The organism is Acidobacteriota bacterium, from assembly GCA_009861545.1.
GTDB lineage: Bacteria > Acidobacteriota > Vicinamibacteria > Vicinamibacterales > UBA8438 > WTFV01.
Genome location: VXME01000071.1, coordinates 48,517 through 66,066 on the forward strand (window position 1 = coordinate 48,517; position 17,550 = coordinate 66,066).

A 17,550-nucleotide genomic window follows, 5' to 3' on the forward strand; every position below is an offset into this window, starting at 1 on the left:
TGGCACGGTTGAGCGCCGGAACGGCGCGGTCAGACCCGCGTCAGCTTCCGGAACCGGATGCGGTGCGGCTGGTCGGCGGCGCGCCCGAGCCGGCGGCGCCGGTCCGCCTCGTAGTCGGCGTGGTTGCCGGCGAACCAGACCACCTCGCTGTCCCCCTCGAAGGCGATGATGTGGGTCGCGATGCGGTCGAGGAACCAGCGGTCGTGGCTGACCACCACGAGGCATCCGGCGAACTCGACCAGCGCGTCCTCGAGGGCGCGCAGCGTGTCGACGTCGAGATCGTTGGTCGGCTCGTCGAGCAGCAGCAGGTTCGCGCCGCCCCGCAGCAGCTTCGCCAGATGCACCCGGTTCCGCTCGCCGCCCGACAGCGTGCCCACCTTCCGCTGCTGGTCGGTCCCGCGGAAGTTGAACCACGAGACGTAGGCGCGCGAGGCGACGGTGCGCTTCGCCAGGGTGATTTCGTCCTGCCCGTCCGAGATCGCCTCCCAGACCGTTTGCTCCGCATCGAGCTCGCGGCCCTGGTCGACGTAGCCGACCTGCACGGTGTCGCCGAGCCGAATCTCGCCCGCGTCGGGCTCCTCCTCGCCGGTGATGAGCCGCAGCAGCGTCGTCTTGCCGGCCCCGTTCGGCCCCACCACCCCGACGATGCCGGCCGGCGGCAGCGTGAACGACAGCCCGCCGATGAGCGCGCGGTCGCCGTAGCCCTTGATGACGTCGGTCGCCTCGACCACCACGTCGCCAAGTCGCGGGCCCGGCGGCACGTAGATCTCGACCGCGTCGATCTTCTGTGCGGTGTCCTCGGCGAGCAGGCGTTCGTAGGCGTTCAGCCGCGCCTTGCCCTTCGCCTGCCGGGCGCGCGGCGACATCGCGATCCACTCCAGCTCGCGCTGCAGCGTGCGGCGCCGCTTCGCCTCGTGCCTCGCCTCGACATCGAGCCGCTGCTGCTTCTGGGCCAGCCAAGACGAGTAGTTGCCCTCCCAGGGAATCCCGGCCCCGCGGTCGAGCTCCAGAATCCATCCGGCCACGTTGTCGAGAAAGTACCGGTCGTGGGTGACCGCCACCACCGTCCCCGGGTAGTCCGCCAGGAAGCGCTCGAGCCAGGCGACCGACTCGGCATCCAGATGGTTGGTCGGCTCGTCGAGCAGCAGCAGATCCGGTGACTGCAGCAGGAGCCGGCAGAGAGCCACCCGCCGCCGTTCCCCGCCCGACAGCGTCGTGACGTCGGCCGAGCCGGGCGGCAGGCGCAGCGCGTCCATCGCCATCTGGACACGCGAGTCGAGATCCCAGGCGCCGAGGGCGTCGATCCGGGTCTGCAGCTCGCCCTGCTCCTCGAGCGCTTCCTCCATCTCGAGCGATCCCGGGCCGCTCGAGGCGAGGTCGCTCGCGATCTGGTCGTAGCGCTTGAGAAGCGCCCGCATGTCCCCCACGCCCTCGTTGACGTTGCCCGAGACGGTCTTCGACGGATCGAGCCGCGGCTCCTGCGGCAGGTAGCCGACCGAGAGCCCCTGGGCCGGGAACGCCTCGCCGTCGAACTCGGTGACCTCCCCCGCCATGATGCGCAGCAGGGTGCTCTTGCCCGCGCCGTTAGCGCCGAGCACGCCGATCTTCGCGCCGGGCAGGAACGACAGCCAGATGTCCTCGAGCACGGTGCGGTCCGGGGGATAGCGCTTGCCGAGCCCCTTCATCGTGTAGACGTACTGTGGCGGCATGGTTCTGGGATCCTAGCAGTCCGCCGCCATTGCCAACGCGGGCCGCCGCGTCCGACAATGGCGCGCAGGAGGTGTCCCATGCGTGCCATCGCATCCCTGCTGCTCTGCCTTGCGCTCGCCGCGGCGGCGCCGACCGCCCAGGGCGAGTCCGACGACACGCTGGAGATCTACATGGTCGACGTGGAGGGAGGCGAGGCCACGCTCTTCGTGGCGCCGTCGGGCGAATCGATGCTCTTCGACACCGGCTGGCCCGGCTTCGAGGGCCGCGACGCCGACCGCATCGCGGCGGCGGCGGCCGATGCCGGGGTGACGCGCATCGACTACCTGGTCGTGACCCACTTCCACGGCGACCACATGGGCGGCGCGCTGCAGCTCGCCGAGCGGCTGCCGATCCGCAACTTCATCGACCACGGGACCACCGTCGACGAGGGCGAGAACCGCCTGGCCGCCTTCCGGCTCTACACGGACCTGCGCAGCGGCGGCGCGCACCGGGTCGTGGCCCCCGGCGACCGTCTGACGTTGGGCGACCTCGACGTGGTGATCATCGCCTCGGGCGGCGCCGTGCTCGACGCCCCGCTCGACGGCGCCGGCGGCGCCAACCCCTACTGCGAGGGCTTCACCTTCCACGGCGAGGACATCACCAGCCGCTACGGCAACGCCGAGGACGACCAGTCCATCAGCACGTTCGTCGGCTTCGGCGCCTTCCGCAGCGTCATCATGGGCGACCTGAACTGGAACAAGGAACACCCGCTGATGTGCCCGGATGACCGGATCGGCCCGATCGATCTGTACCTGGTCTCGCACCACGGCTCGGAGACCTCCGGCTCGGAGGCGCTGGTCTACGCCATCGCGCCGCGAGCGGCCATCATGAACAACGGCCCGCGCAAGGGCGGCGCGGTGCAGACGTTCGAGATCCTGGCCGCCGCCGACAATCCCCCGGAGCTCTGGCAGAACCACTACTCCATCCCGGGCGGCGAGGCCCACAACCGGCCCGAGCAGTTCATCGCCAACCTGGAAGAGGACACCGAACTGGCCGACGGCCGCAGGTTGCACATGGGAACGTCCCACTGGATCCACGTCTCGGCCCGCCGCGACGGCTCGTTCACGGTGACGAACAGCCGCAACGGGTTCAGCAGGACCTACGGACCGCGGGAATAGCGACGCCCTTCGTCAGCTCCCGTCGCGCTCCAGGCGCTCCTGCAGCCTCGCGAGCGCTGCGCGCGTCCGGTTGAGCTCCGCCATGAGCTCGTCGCGCGTCGGCGGGGCCTGCAGGTCCTGCAGCCGTTCCTGCTTCGCCTCGTCCAGGCTGTTGATCACCACGGCGATGAAGAGGTTGATGACGACGAACGTCCCGACCACGACGAAGCTCACGAAGTAGACCCACGCCCACCAGTGGTGCTCCAGGGCCGCATACATGATGTCGGTCCAGTCCTCCAGGGTGACGATGCGGAAGAGGGACAGGAGGGAGATGCCGAGCGTGCGCCAGTGCGTCGGATCGATCTCGTGGAACAGGTGGTAGCCGGCGACGCCGTAGACGTAGAAGACGATCGACATCAGCGCGAGCACGTTGAACATGCCCGGCACCGACCGGATCAGGGTGGCGACGATCAGCCGCAGCCCGGGCAGCGCCGACACGAGGCGCAGCACCCGGAACAGGCGGGCGAGGCGGGCGAGCGTCGCCAGCTCGCCGGTGTTGGGCAGCAGGCTGACGACGATGACGGTGAAATCGAAGATGTTCCAGCCGTCCCTGAAGTAGTTCCCCACGCGCGGCCACTTCGCCGCCATCTTGATCAGCGCCTCGACCACGAAGATGGCCAGGAAGGACTGGCTGACGGTCTCGAACAGGGGGCCGTAGGCGGCGGACAGCGCCGCCGAGGTATCGAGACCGATGACGACGGCGTTGATCGCGATAACGGCGGTGACGCCGTGCCGGAACCAGGCAGCGGCCACCGCGCGATCGGCCCAGGCGACGAGCGGATTGGCAGCCCGGAACGGGACGTCGGTGGAGCTCACGAAGCGTCGCTCCGGCGGATGAGCGGTCGGGACACTGGACGTTGCGATCTACTCGGGCGTGAGAACGGTGGCGCCACTGACCGTCACGGTCTACTCGAGCGTGAAGTCGGCCTCGACGGTCCCGCCGGCCGTCACCGTGACCTGCCGGGTGGCGCCCTCGTAGCGCTCGTGCCAGACGGTGAGCTGGTAGGCGCCGGGCGGGACCCCGGTCAGCTCGAAGGTCCCGTCCGAACCGGTCACGGTTCCGAGATCGTCGGAGACGTAGACCCAGCCCCGCATCCAGCCGTGCGAGTCGCACTCGATGCGCACGGGTCCGGGACGCCGGAACGGCCGCTGAACCTCCAGGCCGGGAAACGGGATGGCGATGTTGAACAGCGTGCGCTGCCGGTCGTCGTAGGCGTGCGTCGAGTGGAGCGTGTCGTCCTGGCTCCTTATCGTGACCACCGTCCGGGTCGGCAGCACCTGCACGCGCGGGACGAAGTAGCAGCCGGCGTTGTCGATCGACGCGTCCGAGGGCCGCTCGCTCCAGGGCACGCCGGCGACGAGGACCACCGCGTTGGCGAGACCGCCCGACGCATCGACGACCACCGCCTGGTCCTCGACCTCGGTGCCGCAGACCGCCTGGTCGCTGGTCACCGCGACCATCCGCGGCTCCGGCGGATCGGTCAGCACGACCCGGCCGACTATCGATCCGTGCGCCTGTCCCGCACCGCCCCCGGCAACCGGCACTGCCGGCGATGCGGCGAGGACGGTCGCGACCAGCGCGGCACCGACGACAACCGCGCCCAACCCCGACACGCTCCGTACACGCACTCGATTGCGGCGATCCATATGCAGCCTCGCGCCCCCCTTCGAACCGAAGAATCAATCCTACACGTACCCCATCGGCAGCCGGGCGGCTGGCGAGGGCAAGCAATCGTCCGGCGGTAGACGGGGCCCGAATCGCGCGGCCGGTGCACGGCCGCCGGGCCGCCAGGGGACGGATCCGTCGGCGCGTCGGGACGATGGGCACTATCGGAGGATGGGCCGCGGCGCCGTGATGCCGGCGGAGGGCGTCGACCTGTGACACCGGAGAAGGCCTTCGCGCGGCGCCTCGCGGCGCCCTACAGACCGCCCCGGCCGTGCCCCGCCGCCACCTCGACTGCGGCCGGCTCGGGTGTGAAGTCCTCGCCGGGGTTGATGAAACGGTTCCGTTCGAGACCGTACTGCTTGTCGTAGAGCTGCTTGTAGCGGCCGTCGAGCACGAGCAACTCGTCGTGGGTGCCGCGCTCGACCACCTCGCCCCCTTCGAGCACGAGGATCTGGTCGGCGCTCTGGATGGTCGACAGCCGATGGGCGATGACGAAGGTGGTCCGGCCGCGGCGCAGGGCGCGCAAGCCGTCCTGGATCATCGCCTCGCTCTCGCTGTCCAGGCTGGAGGTCGCCTCGTCGAGGATGAGCAGGCGCGGGTTGGCGAGGATGGCGCGGGCGATGGCGACACGCTGCCGCTGGCCGCCGGAGAGCTTGACGCCGCGCTCGCCCACGATGGTGTCGTAGCCGTCCGGAAAGCCGGCGATGAACTCGTCGCAGTGGGCGATGCGGCTGACCTCGCGGATCCGCTCGACGGTCGCATGCGGGTTGGCGAAGCCCAGGTTCGCGCGGATGGTGCCGTCGAAGAGGAAGTTCTCCTGCAGCACGACCCCGAGGCGCGACCGGTAGTCCTTCAGCCGGATCGACTCCAGGTCGCGGCCGTCGACGAGAACCCGCCCCGCGGTCGGCCGGTTGAACGCCATGATCAGGCTGATCAGCGTGCTCTTGCCCGAACCGCTGGACCCGACGAGCGCGGTGGTGGTGCCCGGCGCCGCGGCCAGCGAGACGCCCTTCAGCACCGGCACGTCCGGCTCGTACTCGAACCATACCCCGTCGAGCCGCACCTCCCCCGCGAGGGATCCGAGCTCCTCGCGCGCCTCGTCCTCCTGGTCCTCGGTCGCCATCTGCATGATCTCGCGGATCCGGTCCAGGCCGGCGAACGCTTCCGTGATCTGCGTCCCGATCGACGAGATCTGGATTACCGGCGCGATGACGAGGCCGGTGAAGAAGATGTACTGGAGGAGCTGGCCTTCGGACCACGCCCCGCTCATCAGCGCGCGTCCGCCCAGCACGATCATCAGGGCGCCGATCAAGCCCATGACCAGCGTCGAGACGGACGTGACCGCCGACACCCCCGTGACCGCCTTGGCGACGTTGCGGAACAGCCGGTGCGCGCCGTGGGCGAAGACGATCTGCTCCCGCTTCTCGACGCCGTAGGCCTTCACGATGCGGATGCCGCCGAGGGTCTCTCCAAGCCGGCCGGTGACCTCGGCGTTGATCTTTCCCCGCTCGCGGAAGACCGGGCGCAGCCTGGAGAAGCCGAACGCCATCGTGGCGCCGAAGAGCAGCAGAATGAGGAGGGTCAGACTCGTGAGCTGCCAGTTCAGGTAGAAGAGCCACGCGAGCGCGATCGACGCCGTGAGGAGTCCGCCGGCCAGTTGGACCAGCCCGGTCCCGACGAGGTTCCGGATCCCCTCGGCGTCGGTCATCACGCGCGAGATCAGAATCCCGGTCTGCGTGGAGTCGAAGTAACGGATCGGCAGGCGCGAGACGTGGGCCATGACCCGCTTGCGCATCTCGGTGATCGCCCGTTGCGCGGCGACGCCGAGCACCTGCGAGAGGCCGAAACCGGTGGCCGACTGCACGACCGAGGCCACCAACCCGACGCCGGCCAGCAGGAACAGCTCGTCGATCCGGCCATTGGGAACGACGTCGTCCACGATGTAGCCGACCATCGCGGGCACCACGAGCCCGGCCAGACGGCTGACGAAGATCAGGACCAGCCCGAGTGCGAGCCGATAGCGATAGCGCCTCAACAGCGCGCGCGCCTCCGCCCAAGCGCCCGGCGTCAGCTTGCGCTTCTTCTCCGGCGTGGCGGACCGCTCCTTCACCCCTGCCCCGGCCGCCTTCTTCGCCATGGGTTCGTTACGGGTGGTCATGACCTCCATGGTAGTAGACTTCCGCCGTGACCCTGCTTGCGCGCCGGATCATCCACGTCGACATGGACGCCTTCTACGCGTCGGTCGAGCAGCGTGACCGGCCGGAGCTGCGGGGACGGCCGGTGGCGGTCGGGGGCAGGCCCGAAGGTCGCGGCGTGGTCGCCGCAGCCAGCTACGAGGCCCGCACGTTCGGGGTGCGCTCGGCGCTGTCGATGGCCAAGGCGGTGCGGCTCTGTCCGGAGCTGATCGTCGTGCCGCCCGACTTCCGCAAGTACCGCGACGTCTCGCGACAGGTGTTCGACCTCTACCGCACCGTGACGCCGGCCGTCGAGCCGCTGTCGCTCGACGAGGCCTACCTCGACGTGACGGACAACGCGTGGGGCGAGCCGCTCGCCACCAACGTCGCGAAGCGTCTCAAGGCGCGGATCCGGGAAGAGACCGGCCTGACCGCCTCGGCCGGCGCCGCCCCCAACAAGTTCCTGGCCAAGATAGCCTCCGCCTGGCGCAAGCCCGACGGACTGACGGTGGTGGCTCCGGAGCGGCTGGAGAGCTTCCTGCAGAAGCTGCCGGTGGACGCCCTGTGGGGCGTCGGACCGGTGACGGCGCGCCGGCTGCGGGCGGCCGGGATCGAGAAGCTGGTCGACGTCCGGACCGGCGACGACGAGACCCTGCACGGCCTCGTCGGACGCCAGGCGGACTGGTTGAAGCGGCTCGCGCAGGGCATCGACGAGCGGCCGGTGGTCAGCGACCGCGAGCGGAAGTCCCGCAGCTCCGAGCACACCTACGCCGAGGATCTCCGGGAGATCGACAGGATTCGCGCGGAGATCGACCGCATGGCGGCCGGGGCCGCCGACTGGCTGCAGCGGGCCGAGACCGCGGCCCGGACCGTGACCCTCAAGGTGCGCTACAACGACTTCAAGACGGTCACCCGCAGCGACACGCGGGCGGTCGCCACCGTCGACGCGGCCGACATAACGCGCCGGGCGCGGGCGCTGCTCGACCGTACGGACGCCGGCCGCCGGCCCGTCAGGCTGCTCGGCGTGGGCGTGCACGGACTGCGGCCACGGGCCGCTACTGAGAACGCACGCGAGCCGCTGCTGTGGGACGTGGCGACCGGGGCATGAGAGAGCGACAGGCATGACACTCGGAGAGCTGGGCTGGGACGACGGCTTCGCCGCATCGTTCGACGCGCTCGGAGACCGCGGCCTCGTCCCGGCGCGGGTCGGGATCGAGCACAACCACTTCTATCGCGTGTTGACCTCCGGGGGCGAGCTGGTGGCCCAGGCGGCCGGTCGGCTCCGGCACCGGGCGGCCGGTCAGGACGACCTCCCGGCGGTGGGCGACTGGGTGGCGATCCGCGTCAACCGCCACGACGGCGCCGGCACCATTCGCGCCATCCTGCCCCGGCGGAGCAGCTTCGCCCGCAAGGCGGCCGGCGACCCGACCGCCAAGCAGGTGGTGGCCGCCAACATCGATGTCGTGCTGGTGGTGGCGGGACTCGACGGCGACTTCAGCCCGCGCCGCATCGAACGCTACCTGGTGGCGGCGGCCGACAGCGGCGCGCGGCCCGTCGTGGTGCTGAACAAGGCCGACCTGGAAGAGAACGTGGCGTCCTGCATGGCCACGGTGCGCGCGGCAGCGCCGGACGTCCCGGTCCACGTGACCTGCTGCAAATCCGGCCTGGGTCTGGACGACCTCCGTACCTATCTCGCGCCGGGCCGGACGGTGGCCCTGCTCGGCTCGTCCGGGGTCGGCAAGTCGACCATCATCAACCACCTGCTCGGCGAGCCGCGGCAGAAGACGCAGGCGGTCCGCGCAGCCGACAGCCGGGGCCGGCACACGACCATCCACCGCGAGCTCATCGCGGCGCCGGGCGGCGGCATCATCATCGATACGCCGGGCATGCGCGAGCTGCAGCTCTGGGACAACGACCGCGCGCTCGAGGATGCGTTCGCCGAGATCGACGCGCTCGCCGCCGACTGCCGGTTCCGGGACTGCCTCCACCGGCAGGAGCCGGGGTGCGCGGTCCGCGCGGCGGTCGACGCCGGCCGCCTGCCCGCCATCCGCCTGACGCACTACCTGCGTCTCCACGACGAACGGGCGCACCTGGTTCGGCGGCGCGACGAGCTGGCGCGTCTCGAAGAGAAGAAACGCACCCGGGTCATGCACCGCGCGATGCGCAAGATGTACACCTGATCCTGAAAGGACCCGCCATGTCTTCACGCCGCATACGCCGCCCGGCGTTCTTCGCCGCCGTGCTCGCGATCGCCGCGACCGGGATCGGCCTCGCCCAGGAGGAGGCGCCCCTCACGATCCGCGCCGGGCTCCTGATCGACGGCACGGGCGACACCCGGTCGAACGCGCGCCTCTTCGTGACCGGCTCGACGATCACGCGCGTGGACGGCCTGCGGGGAGCGGTGGACTACGACCTGTCCGAGCTGACGGTCATGCCCGGCCTGATCGACACGCACGTCCACCTGACGTCGCACTTCGAGGCCGGCGGCCGGCTGCACCAGGCGGGCAGCACGGAGACCCCCGCCCAGACGATGCTGTACGCGGTGGGCAACGCCTACCGCACCCTGCAGGCCGGCTTCACGACCGTGCAGAGCCTCGGCCACCCGCTCGACGCCGACCTGCGGGATGCGATCGACCGCGGCGACGTACCCGGTCCACGGGTATTGACCTCGTTGCGCGCGGTGACCAGCGCCACCGGCGATGTGGACGCCATCCGCGCCACCGTCCGGCAGCTCAAGGCGGACGGCGCCGACGTGATCAAGGTCTTCGCCTCGAGCAGCATCCGGGAGGGCGGGGTGCGGACGCTGAGCGACGAGCAGATCGAGGCGGCGTGCGACGAGGGCCGGGCGCAGGGACTGCGGGTCGCGGTGCACGCCTACGGCTCCGAGGTCGTCAGCTCGGTCATCCGCGCCGGGTGCAACTCGGTCGAGCACGGGAACCGCTACGACGACGAGACCCTCGCCCTGTTCGCCCGCCACGGGACCTTCCTCGGCTTCCACGTCGGGCTGCTCTGGGACAACTACGCGGAGAACCGCGAGCGCTTCATCGGCATCGGGAACTACACGCCGGAGGGCTTCGCGCAGATGAGCCGGGCCCGCCGCATCGGCATGCGCCGCTTCCGCGAGACCCTCCGGAACCGGGACGTGCAGGTCGTGTTCGGCACCGATGCCACGGCCGGCGCCCACGGCCGCAACGCCGAGGAGCTCGTCGTCCGCATCGACGAGGGCGGCCAGAACCCCATGGACGCCATCGTGTCGGCGACGTCGCTCGCCGCGCGCTCGCTCGGCCTGGGGGAGGAGATCGGCACCGCGGCGCCCGGGTTCACCGCGGACCTGATCGCCGTCGAGGGCAATCCGCTCGAAGACGTCACCGCGCTGCGGCGGGTCCGCTTCGTGATGCGGGACGGCGTCGTCTACCGTTACGAACCGTAGTAGCCGCACCCTTGCACATCCAACCGGGAGACTGCCATGAGCATCCTGCGATCCATTCTGCTGCCGTCGATCTCGCTGCTGCTGATCATGCCGTCCGTGACGGCCGCACAACGCCCCCCCGCACTACCCGACGGCGTGCTGCACGAGGCCGTCGATATCTGGAGCGAGGGCACGCGCATGGCGGGCGACCTCTACCGGCCGGCCGAGGCCGGCGACGCTCGACTACCCGCCATCATCATGAGCCACGGCTGGGGCGGCACCAAGGCGGGCCTGGCCCGCAACGCGATGCGCTTCGCCGCGGACGGGTTCGTGGTGCTGGCGTTCGACTACCGCGGCTGGGGCGAGAGCGACGGCAAGCTCGTGGTCATCGGCGACATGCCGGAGCGCGGCGTCAACGGGGAGGTGCAGGTCCTCGCGCGGGAGATCCGGCGTGTGGTCGATCCCATCGACCAGACTCTCGACATCCGGCGGGCGTTCGACTTCCTGGAGGGCGAGCCCAACGTCGCTGTCGATCGGCTCGGCTACTGGGGATCGAGCTACTCCGGCGCGCACGCCATCTGGGTCGCCGCCAACGAGCCGCGGGCCGCGTGCGCGGTCGGCCAGGTGGCCGCCGCCGACTCGCTCGACCTCGCCCGCACGTCGTGGAAGGACACGGGCATCGACATCGAGCAGTACGCCCGCGAGCAGGCGATCCGCCGCGCCCGCGGCGAGATCGCGCCGCTCCCGCAGGGCACCGACAAAGCGCCCAACCTGAACGGCTGGGCGCACCTCGACAAGGTCGTCGAGTACCGTCCGGTCGACGACGCGGGCCGCATCGACATCCCCCTGCTCGTCATCGACGCCGAGCACGAGGAGCTCTTCGACCGCCACCGGGCCGGCGAGCTGGCCGTCGCCCGCGCCAAGGAAAACGGCGCCCGCGCCGAGTACCGCGTCATCCCGGACATCACGCACTACGACATCTACCGCGAGGCGTTCGAGGAGTCCGGCGAGATGGCGCTGGACTGGTTCAACGGTTGCCTCAAGGACTGAGGCGCTGTCAGTGGACGGCGCCGGTGCCGCCCTGCTGCAGAAACGACGGGTCGGCCCCCATGCGGCGGATTGCCGCTTCCCACATGTCGTCGGGGCGCGTGTCGAAAACGATGTCGAGGTCGACGTCGGCGTGCAGCCAGGACGACGCGGCAAGCTCCGCGTCGAGCTGCCCTGCCCCCCACCCCGCGTAGCCGGTGAGCAGACGCGTGCGCGGCGGCGGCGGCGACTCCAGAAGCCGCCGCAGGAGTTGCGGCGACGTGGAGAGGAAGATCCCGTCGCATACGCGGACCGACTCGACCTCGCCGGGCTCGGCGCCCATCAGGATCCAGCCGCGTTCGGGCTCCACCGGACCGCCGATCCAGAGCTCCAGGTTGCTGCCGGAAGACACCGGCGGGGTCAGCCGGACGACATCGGACGCCGGGGTCGTCGTGCGTTGGTTGAGCACGAGGCCGAACGCGCCTCCCTCACCGTGCTCGCAGAGCAGGATGACGCTCCGCTGGAAGTTCGGATCGTCGAGCTGCGGCATCGAGACCAGCAGGGACGGGGCGAGCGAGGGAAAGGGCTTGTCGGGTTGGTTCATCGCGAGCGCCGGGGTCGAGTGCGGCGTCTATTCTCTCACGACCGGCGGTGTGGCAGCGGACGTCGGAGGGGCTCGTCGTCGCTGGTCTCCGCCGCCGGGACCGACGACCGCGCGGCGAGACGCCGGCGCGCCCAGCCGACGTGCTCCGCCACCAAGGGGTCTCCACGCGACGGCGTGCCGGTGGAAATGGGCTCGGCGAGCGCCGCCGCCGCCGTCGCCGTGGAGCTGTTGCCGAGCGCGACGGCCACGTTGCGTCGAAGTCCCTTCAGTCGGGCCCGCGACATGGCGCTGCGCTCGAGCAACGCCTCCAGGCGCTCGTCGGACTGCCTCCAGAGCGCCGAGAGCCGAGGCTGGTCCAGCTCCGGGGCCGGTTGCCACGCCGGGTCGTCCGACCGTACCGGCGCCGCGTTGTACGGACAGACTTCCTGGCAGATGTCGCAGCCGTAGACGCGCGTGCCGATGTCCGCGCGCCGCTCTTCCGGGATCGCGCCGCGGATCTCGATGGTCAGGTACGACAGGCAGCGCGTGGCGTCGAGCACGCCCGGCTCCGGGAACGCGCCGGTCGGACACGCATCGAGACACAGCGTGCACGTGCCGCACTGGTCCATCTGCGGCGCGTCGGGGTCGAGAGGCAGGCTCGTGATTATCTCCGACAGGAAGAACCACGAGCCCTGCTCCGGATTGATGAGGCAGGTGTTCTTGCCGATCCAGCCGAGTCCGGCGTGCTGAGCGTACACGCGTTCCTGCACCGGTCCGGTATCGACGTAGCAGCGAGCCTCGAAGGGCTCGCCGGCCGCTGCGCGCATCCGCTCGAGCAGAGCCTCGGTACGCCGGCCGACGACGTCGTGGTAGTCCGCGCCCCAAGCGTAGCGCGAGATGAGCGCGGCGTCCGGATCGTTCACCTCGATCGAGTAGGGGCGGTCGGTGTCGTAGAGCGTGCCCAGCGAGATGACGGAGAGCGCCGACGGCACCACCTCGCGCACGTCGGACCGCCGACGCGCGTTGCGAGCCAGGTACCGCATCTCGCCCCCGTAGCCGCGCTCGAGCCAGTCGTCGAGGAACCGGAGCTCCGGAAAGGCCTTCGCCGGGGCGATGCCGCACAGGTCGAATCCCGCTTGCCGCGCGAACGTCTTCACGTCGTCGGCGTTCATGCTCCACTCCCTGGCGGCGCGCCGGCCGAAGCTCAGAACACGAAGCGCAGGCCGAACTGCATCTCCCGCGCGTTCAGCGCGCTGAAGATGCGGCCGAAGTTGGGCGACCCGAAGAAGCGGTTCGGCAGGTCGAAGTTGGCGCGGTTGAGGACGTTGAAGACCTCCCAGCGGAACTCCAGGCGGCTGCCGTTGTCCAGCGGCCAGTTCTTGGCCAGGGCCATGTCCACGTTGGCGTAGCCGGGGGCGAAGACGGGGTTGCGGGGGGCGCTGCCGTAGGAGAAGGGCGCCTGCAGAGCGAACGCGCCGGTGTCGAACCAGCGCTCGACGGTGCGCTCGCCGCGCGGCAGGTTCGGGTCGCGCAGCATGTCCGGGCGCTGCGATGGTCCGGCTCCGATGTTGGCGCGGTCGTCGGTGATGTTCACGGTGAACGGCGCGCCGGACTGCACGGTGACGATGCCGTTGAGGCGCCAGTGGCCGAGCAGCCCCTCCCGCCAGCCGCCGGCGTTGCGCTGGAACGGAAGCTCGTAGGTGGCGCTGCCGACGAGCTGGTGGCGGTGATCGAAGCTCGACAGCGCGTTCTCTCCCGGAAAGATGTTGCGCACGTCCTGCGGCAGGTTCGACTCGAAGGCGGTCGCCCCCGGACTCGACGCGTCGTCCTTCGACTGCGAGAGCGTGTAGGCGACGTCGAATGCGAGGTCGTCGCGCAGGCGGCGGACCGTCTTGAAGGTCACCGCGTGGTAGATGGACTTGCCGTCGAAGCGGATCGCGCGAATCCCGGCGAGCTGCGGGACGGCCCGCCGCCCGCTGATCGAACCGGGGCCGGGCACCGGCACGTTGTGCACCGTCGAGTTGTCGGCGCCGATCGTGTACGACCCCATGTAGAACATCTCGAACGCCGTGCCGGGCCGGATTTCGGTCTGCACGCCGCCGCTCCAGGTCTGGGTGTACTCGACCTGGAAGTCGTAGTCCATGATGGACCCGCCGATGCTGCCGGTCGGCTCGGCGGCCAGGATCGACCCGGTGTCCCAGGCCGGCACGAACTGCCCCGCCGGCACGTCGACCTGCTTGAGGAAGAAGAACGGCAGGTTGCGCGCGAACGCCGTCTGGACGCTATAGGCCCACTGGTTGAGGAAGATGCCGTAGCCGCCGCGGACGACGGTGCTTCCGTCGTCGTCCGCGAGCCAGGCGAATCCGAGTCGCGGGGCGAAGCGCGTCTTGCTGGGCCGCAACAGGCTGCGGTCCCAGCCGGCCTCGGCCGAGGTCACCCACGGGATCGGGATCAGCGGGAGCAACTCGTTCGCGGCGGGCGAGATGTTGCCGGCCGCGTCGCTGGCGATGACGTAGCGCCCCCCCGGCACCGACACGTCGATCGTCGACAGGCGGTTGTCGACGTCCCGCATGTGCTGGTTGATTTCGTAGCGCAGCCCGATGTTCAGGGTCAGGTCGTCGTTGACCCGCCAGTCGTCCTGCGCGTACAGGTGCAGCCAGTTGGTTCGCGCGTCCTCGCTGCCGCGGCCGCCGATGCCCGAGCGCGCCTCGACCGGATAGCCGAGGAGGAAGTCGGCGAACGGATTCCCGCTGAAACGGCCGGTGTAGCGGAAGCGGCCGCGCGCCGTATCCGGGTTCTCGGGCCGGAACCGCAGGTGGAACCAGTAGCCGCCGAACTTCAGGTGGTGGGCGCCGCGATCGATCAGGAAGTTGTTGTAGAGCTCGAAGTGCTCGTTGCGCCGGAACACGAAGCTGGTCGGGTCGCCCATCGCGCTGTAGAGCCCCGCGGTATCGATCTGCGGGTAGCCGACGTCGCGCGGGTCGCGGGTGACCCCGAGCAACCCGGTGGACTGCGCGAAGTCGACGCCGCGGCGCAGGCTCTCCTGGCCGCCGTCGACGCTCATCCAGCCGAAGCGCGTCTCGTTGAGCATCGCCGTCCCGATCGTGCGCGTGTAGCTCGCGGCCAGGTTGCGCGTGCGGGTCGAGAGCGTGCGCCCGAAGCCCGGGATCAGCGCCTCCTGCTGCACGCTGGTGCCGAACGGCTGCAGATCGTGGGCGTCGAACGTGCTGAACCGCAGGAACATCTGGTCGCTCGCGCCGACGCGGTGATCCAGGCGGGCGCTGAACTGATCGACGTCGGACTCGGACCGCTCGACCGACGTCAGGTTCTGCACCTCGCCGCTCGCGTTCGGCAGCGGCACCTGCTCCAGGAAGGCGGCGGCGATCGGATCGATGCGGCCGGCGGGGATCCGGTTGCCGGCGAACGGGGACCCGCACGCCCCGGTGGCGGGGTCGCGGGTCAGCGGATCGCAGATCCGGTCGAGTCCCGTGAAGTCGCCGCCGCGGACCGCCGCCGACGGCACGGAGAAGGTCTTCGTCAGCGAGCGCGTGCTGCGCTGCCCTTCGTAGCTGAGAAACGCGAACGTCCGGTCCCGAACAATGGGGCCGCCGACGGTCCCGCCGAACTGGCCCTGGTCGAGCGGCGGTACCGGCTCGTCGCGCGGGGCGAAATAGTTGTGCGCGTCGAATCGCTCGTTCCGGACGAACGTGAACGCGCTGCCGTGGTACTGGTTCGTGCCCGCCTTGGTGGCGACGTTGATCAGCGCCGACGCCTTGCCGCCGAACTCCGGCGGGTACATCGACTTCTGGATCTTGAACTCCTGGATGGAATCGACCGAGGGGTTGATCACCAGGTTGTTGAACAGCTCGTCGGTCACCTTGACGCCGTCGAGCAGGTAGATATTGTGTCCGGCGCGCTGGCCGCCGATGTTGGGCAGCGGCCCGGCCTGCTGCAGCGCCGCGCCGCGCGTGCCGCCGGGCGGAATCACGACCGCGTCGCTGAGCTGTGCGAGCTGCAGGAACTGCCGTCCGTTCAACGGAATCTGCTCGACCTCGTGGCCGGCGATGACGTCGCTGATCTCGGCGTTGTTCGTCTGCAGCAGGGGTGCGTCGGCCGTGACCGTCACCTCTTCGCTCAGCGCCCCGAGCGCAAGCTCGAACGGCAGGTCGAGCTCGCGGCCGATATCCAGGAACACGCCGGTCCGCACGACGCGCCGGAACCCGGGCAGCTCGGCGGTGATCTCCCAGGCGCCGATCGGCAGCGACGCCATGAAGAAGCGCCCGTCCACATCCGTGACGCGCTCGACCGAGAAGCCGGTGTCGACGTGTGTCGCCACGATGGTCGCGCCCGGCAGGACGGCTCCCGATTCGTCGCGCACCACGCCGCCGAGACCGCCGGTGTTCGCCTGACCGGCGGCGGACGCCGCACAGGCGGCAAGCAAGAGGCCGAACAGGATCGGTCGGCCCGTTTTCGCTGCTGCACGCATCACCAAATCAGTCACGCCTCCCCCGCACCATCGTCGGTATGCTTCGCACCAGGTGAACTCTCCCTGTCGGAATCCTGGCCGGCGAATCATTGTAACGACTCGCCGCCGTCACCGGGCAAGCACCCGGACCGGGGCCCGCGCCCGGCAACCGACAGGATGCGCTCGGCCGTCCGTCGGCTCGCTCCTGCCGACCCGAGGCGCGCACGCACGCGCCCCAGCGCCGTCCGGGTCCGCTCGGCCCGTGGGGAGTCGGTGAGAAACGAGACGACCTCGTCCGCCACCGCGGCCGGGGTGAAGGCGTCCTGAATCAGCTCCGGCACGACCGGTTCGCCGGCGATCAGGTTGGCCATTCCCGCGTGCCGCACGTGCGAGAAGGTCTTGACGATGCGGTACGTCAGAGCCGACAACCGGTACACGATCACCATCGGCCGGCGGTGAATGGCGGTCTGGACCGTCGCGGTGCCGGACGCGGTGACCACCACGTCGGCGGCGGCCAGGACGTCGTCCGTGCGCCCCTCGCAAACAGCCGCCGCGCCCGAGTCGACCAGAGGGCCGACCGGGGCCAACAGCGCGTCGTCCAGGTTCGGGGCGCGCGCCACGACGAACTGCGCCGCCGGGATCCTCCTGCGCACGAGACCCGCAGCGCGCACGACATCCGGCAGAATCGCCCGCAGCTCGTTCGGCCGGCTGCCCGGAAGCAACGCCACCGTGGGCGCCGCCGGGTCGAGCTCCAGCGACCGCAGAAAGGCCGCCCTGTCCTCCGTCGCCCTCGACAGCTCCAGCAACGGGTGGCCGACGAACTCCACCGGAATGCCGGCCTCGCGGTAGAGCGCCTCTTCGAACGGGAAGATCACCAGCGCAAGGTCGACGAGGCGGCGCATCGTCTCGATCCGCCGCCGCCGCCACGCCCAGAGCTGCGGTCCGATGTAGTACACGACCGGGATGCCGAGCCGCCGTACCGCGGCCGCCACCCGGAAGTTGATCTCCGGAAAGTCCACCGCGACGAACACGTCCGGACGCTCGGCGCGGGCACGCGACACCAGCTCCCGGTACACGGCGTACGATCGGGGCAGCACCGCGAGCGCCTCCGACAGGCCGGTGGCGGCCAGCCCCCGGTAGTGGGCCACGAGCTCCGCCCCGCCGTCACGCAGATGGTCCCCACCGAGGCCGAAGACACGGGCGCCGGTATCCAGATCGCGAAGGGCGGCGCTCAACGCACCGGCATAGAGGTCGCCCGACGGCTCACCGCAGGAGATCAGGACCCTGGCCAACTGTTCGGGACCCTGGGACAGACGTCACG

The 17,550-nt window shown here is 70.4% G+C and carries 13 protein-coding genes; 5 read left to right on the forward strand and 8 right to left on the reverse strand.

Features of this window, described 5'->3' with window-relative positions:
* Nucleotides 1–29: 29 nt before the first annotated feature.
* Nucleotides 30–1,709 carry an energy-dependent translational throttle protein EttA gene (gene ettA / locus F4X11_11870; protein ID MYN65709.1) on the reverse strand — a complete coding sequence of 560 codons (1,680 nt, stop codon included), beginning with the start codon at nt 1,707–1,709 and terminating at the stop codon, nt 30–32.
* Between the two features lie 57 nt (nt 1,710–1,766).
* On the opposite strand from ettA, the gene F4X11_11875 reads away from it, so the two are divergent.
* Entirely contained in the window at nt 1,767–2,867 is a 1,101-nt protein-coding gene (locus F4X11_11875; GenBank protein MYN65710.1) for an MBL fold metallo-hydrolase, read from the forward strand.
* Nucleotides 2,868–2,879: 12 nt separating this feature from the next.
* On the opposite strand, the gene F4X11_11880 is transcribed toward F4X11_11875, so the two are convergent.
* From F4X11_11880 to F4X11_11890, 3 genes are all read right to left on the reverse strand, one after another.
* A complete protein-coding gene (locus F4X11_11880) occupies nt 2,880–3,659 on the reverse strand; it encodes an ion transporter (GenBank protein MYN65711.1) in 780 nt (259 codons plus the stop codon).
* 153 nt (nt 3,660–3,812) lie between these two features.
* Nucleotides 3,813–4,553, reverse strand: a complete 741-nt coding sequence (locus tag F4X11_11885; GenBank protein ID MYN65712.1) for a PEGA domain-containing protein — start codon at nt 4,551–4,553, stop codon at nt 3,813–3,815.
* A 272-nt stretch (nt 4,554–4,825) separates the two neighbouring features.
* Nucleotides 4,826–6,709, reverse strand: a complete 1,884-nt coding sequence (locus tag F4X11_11890) for an ABC transporter ATP-binding protein (protein MYN65713.1) — start codon at nt 6,707–6,709, stop codon at nt 4,826–4,828.
* A gap of 53 nt (nt 6,710–6,762) precedes the next feature.
* Here F4X11_11890 and dinB point away from each other — a divergent pair, with 53 nt between their 5' ends.
* Genes dinB through F4X11_11910 form a run of 4 tightly spaced genes read left to right on the forward strand, consistent with a single transcriptional unit; the run spans nt 6,763 to nt 11,205 of the window.
* Nucleotides 6,763–7,854: a DNA polymerase IV gene (dinB, locus tag F4X11_11895; protein MYN65714.1), complete on the forward strand. Its 1,092-nt coding sequence runs from the start codon at nt 6,763–6,765 to the stop codon at nt 7,852–7,854.
* A gap of 13 nt (nt 7,855–7,867) precedes the next feature.
* Complete coding sequence (gene rsgA, locus F4X11_11900; protein MYN65715.1) at nt 7,868–8,926, forward strand: ribosome small subunit-dependent GTPase A; 1,059 nt, start codon at nt 7,868–7,870, stop codon at nt 8,924–8,926.
* 17 nt (nt 8,927–8,943) lie between these two features.
* A complete protein-coding gene (locus F4X11_11905; protein MYN65716.1) occupies nt 8,944–10,176 on the forward strand; it encodes an amidohydrolase family protein in 1,233 nt (410 codons plus the stop codon).
* 36 nt (nt 10,177–10,212) lie between these two features.
* Nucleotides 10,213–11,205, forward strand: a complete 993-nt coding sequence (locus tag F4X11_11910; protein MYN65717.1) for a hypothetical protein — start codon at nt 10,213–10,215, stop codon at nt 11,203–11,205.
* A gap of 7 nt (nt 11,206–11,212) precedes the next feature.
* On the opposite strand, the gene F4X11_11915 is transcribed toward F4X11_11910, so the two are convergent.
* The 4 genes from F4X11_11915 to lpxB are packed head-to-tail and all read right to left on the reverse strand — an operon-like array spanning nt 11,213 to nt 17,542.
* A complete protein-coding gene (locus F4X11_11915) occupies nt 11,213–11,785 on the reverse strand; it encodes a YqgE/AlgH family protein (protein MYN65718.1) in 573 nt (190 codons plus the stop codon).
* 35 nt (nt 11,786–11,820) lie between these two features.
* Complete coding sequence (gene queG / locus F4X11_11920) at nt 11,821–12,936, reverse strand: tRNA epoxyqueuosine(34) reductase QueG (protein MYN65719.1); 1,116 nt, start codon at nt 12,934–12,936, stop codon at nt 11,821–11,823.
* A 32-nt stretch (nt 12,937–12,968) separates the two neighbouring features.
* Nucleotides 12,969–16,340 (reverse strand): TonB-dependent receptor, encoded by a 3,372-nt coding sequence (locus F4X11_11925; GenBank protein MYN65720.1) that lies wholly within the window; start codon nt 16,338–16,340, stop codon nt 12,969–12,971.
* Nucleotides 16,337–17,542 (reverse strand): lipid-A-disaccharide synthase, encoded by a 1,206-nt coding sequence (gene lpxB, locus F4X11_11930; GenBank protein ID MYN65721.1) that lies wholly within the window; start codon nt 17,540–17,542, stop codon nt 16,337–16,339. The genes F4X11_11925 and lpxB overlap by 4 nt, the downstream gene beginning before the upstream one ends.
* Between the last annotated feature and the right edge of the window lie 8 nt (nt 17,543–17,550).

Excerpts from the sequence above, each read along its gene's own strand:
- rsgA (MYN65715.1), top strand. The coding sequence starts at position 7,868 with ATGACACTCGGAGAGCTGGGCTGGGACGACGGCTTCGCCGCATCGTTC.
- F4X11_11915 (MYN65718.1), bottom strand. The coding sequence starts at position 11,785 with ATGAACCAACCCGACAAGCCCTTTCCCTCGCTCGCCCCGTCCCTGCTG.
- F4X11_11925 (MYN65720.1), bottom strand. The coding sequence starts at position 16,340 with ATGATTCGCCGGCCAGGATTCCGACAGGGAGAGTTCACCTGGTGCGAA.
- F4X11_11890 (MYN65713.1), bottom strand. The coding sequence starts at position 6,709 with ATGGCGAAGAAGGCGGCCGGGGCAGGGGTGAAGGAGCGGTCCGCCACG.
- F4X11_11910 (MYN65717.1), top strand. The coding sequence starts at position 10,213 with ATGAGCATCCTGCGATCCATTCTGCTGCCGTCGATCTCGCTGCTGCTG.
- F4X11_11875 (MYN65710.1), top strand. The coding sequence starts at position 1,767 with ATGGCGCGCAGGAGGTGTCCCATGCGTGCCATCGCATCCCTGCTGCTC.
- ettA (MYN65709.1), bottom strand. The coding sequence starts at position 1,709 with ATGCCGCCACAGTACGTCTACACGATGAAGGGGCTCGGCAAGCGCTAT.
- F4X11_11905 (MYN65716.1), top strand. The coding sequence starts at position 8,944 with ATGTCTTCACGCCGCATACGCCGCCCGGCGTTCTTCGCCGCCGTGCTC.
- F4X11_11885 (MYN65712.1), bottom strand. The coding sequence starts at position 4,553 with ATGGATCGCCGCAATCGAGTGCGTGTACGGAGCGTGTCGGGGTTGGGC.
- queG (MYN65719.1), bottom strand. The coding sequence starts at position 12,936 with ATGAACGCCGACGACGTGAAGACGTTCGCGCGGCAAGCGGGATTCGAC.